We start from the raw sequence: 2,401 nt of genomic DNA, 5'->3' as shown, positions 1-2,401 counted from the left end.
ACTATAGTAAAGGTCTCGGGGTCTTTCCGTCCTGCTGCGCGTAACGAGCATCTTTACTCGTACTGCAATTTCGCCGAGTTCATGGTTGAGACAGCGGGGAAGTCGTTACTCCATTCGTGCAGGTCGGAACTTACCCGACAAGGAATTTCGCTACCTTAGGATGGTTATAGTTACCACCGCCGTTTACTGGGGCTTAAATTCTCCGCTTCGCCGTGAGGCTAACGGGTCCTCTTAACCTTCCAGCACCGGGCAGGAGTCAGTCCGTATACATCGTCTTGCGACTTCGCACGGACCTGTGTTTTTGATAAACAGTCGCTTCCCCCTGGTCTCTGCGGCCCTTGCCCGCTCGCACCAGCAAGTGGTGTCCACGGTCCGGGCCCCCCTTCTCCCGAAGTTACGGGGGCATTTTGCCGAGTTCCTTAACCATGATTCTCTCGATCGCCTTAGTATTCTCTACCTGATCACCTGTGTCGGTTTGGGGTACGGGCGGCTGGAACCTCGCGTCGATGCTTTTCTCGGCAGCATAGGATCACCGAATCCCCCCACGAATGGGGGTCCCGTCACGTCTCAGGCGCATGACCCGCGGATTTGCCAACGGGTCGCCCTACACGCTTAGACCGGGTCTACCATCGCCCGGCTCGGCTGCCTTCCTGCGTCACACCTGTTAATACGCTTACCTCCCCGGATCAGGTCCCACGCTCCCCGACACCCGGCATCCGGCCAAAGGCCGGCGAACGGGTGCGGTTCGGGTGGTTAGTGTCCCCGGTTCGATAGGGGCGGTTCTTCGCCGGTACGGGAATATCAACCCGTTGTCCATCGACTACGCCTGTCGGCCTCGCCTTAGGTCCCGACTGACCCAGGGCAGATTAGCTTGACCCTGGAACCCTTGATCATCCGGCGGACGGGTTTCTCACCCGTCATTCGCTACTCATGCCTGCATTCTCACTCGTGTGGGCTCCACCACTGGGTCACCCCGCAGCTTCACTGCCCACACGACGCTCCCCTACCCATCGCACCACCTGAACCAGCGCAAGGCTGGTTGGGTATCGTTGGTGCAATGCCACAACTTCGGCGGTGTACTTGAGCCCCGCTACATTGTCGGCGCGGAATCACTTGACCAGTGAGCTATTACGCACTCTTTCAAGGGTGGCTGCTTCTAAGCCAACCTCCTGGTTGTCTAAGCAACTCCACATCCTTTCCCACTTAGCACACGCTTAGGGGCCTTAGTTGGTGGTCTGGGCTGTTTCCCTCTCGACTATGAAGCTTATCCCCCACAGTCTCACTGCTACGCTCTCACTTACCGGCATTCGGAGTTTGGCTGACGTCAGTAACCTTGTAGGGCCCATCGGCCATCCAGTAGCTCTACCTCCGGCAAGAAACACGTAACGCTGCACCTAAATGCATTTCGGGGAGAACCAGCTATCACGAAGTTTGATTGGCCTTTCACCCCTACCCACAGCTCATCCCCTCCATTTTCAACTGAAGTGGGTTCGGTCCTCCACGCGCTCTTACACGCGCTTCAACCTGGCCATGGGTAGATCACTTCGCTTCGGGTCTAGATCACGCCACTCACTCGCCCTGTTCAGACTCGCTTTCGCTACGGATACCCCTCACGGGTTAACCTCGCGACGTAACACTAACTCGCAGGCTCATTCTTCAAAAGGCACGCCGTCACCCCTCAAGGCTCCGACGGATTGTAGGCACACGGTTTCAGGTACTATTTCACTCCCCTCCCGGGGTACTTTTCACCTTTCCCTCACGGTACTGGTCCGCTATCGGTCATCAGGTAGTATTTAGGCTTACCAGGTGGTCCTGGCAGATTCACACGGGATTTCACGGGCCCCGTGCTACTTGGGTACACGCACCACGCGGCAGCAGCGATTTCGTCTACGGGACTCTCACCCTCTACGGCCCGGCACTCACACCGGTTCGACTATCGCCCTGCACTCACGCGCCCGGGCCGGCAGACCCGGGACGACATGCCCCACGACCCCGATGATGCAACCCCTGCCGGGTATCACACACCATCGGTTTGGCCTCTTCCGCGTTCGCTCGCCACTACTGACGGAATCACTGTTGTTTTCTCTTCCTGTGGGTACTGAGATGTTTCACTTCCCCACGTTCCCTCCACACACCCTATGAATTCAGGTGCGGGTCACCACGCATAACACGTGGCGGGGTTCCCCCATTCGGAGACCCTCGGATCACAGCTCGTTTATCAGCTCCCCGAGGCTTATCGCAGATTACCGCGTCCTTCATCGGCTCCTGATGCCAAGGCATCCACCGTGCGCCCTTAAAAACTTGCCACATGATCACAGAACACACCGACCAACCCCCACCACCAGCCACCACCGAAAACGGCAGCGACCAGCAACTCAGGGGCCGGCGGCGATCAATCACG

At 57.9% G+C, this 2,401-nt stretch carries 1 rRNA gene; it reads right to left on the bottom strand.

Annotation, left to right across the window (positions count from 1 at the left end):
• Positions 1-2,307, bottom strand: a 23S ribosomal RNA gene (locus tag IEW07_RS20660); the annotation flags it as partial.
• Between the last annotated feature and the right edge of the window lie 94 nt (positions 2,308-2,401).

Source organism: Kocuria dechangensis, assembly GCF_014636775.1.
In the GTDB taxonomy this organism is placed as follows: domain Bacteria; phylum Actinomycetota; class Actinomycetes; order Actinomycetales; family Micrococcaceae; genus Kocuria; species Kocuria dechangensis.
The sequence above is the reverse complement of the archived record's forward strand: the minus strand, read 5'-3'. Positions and strand labels throughout refer to the sequence as shown.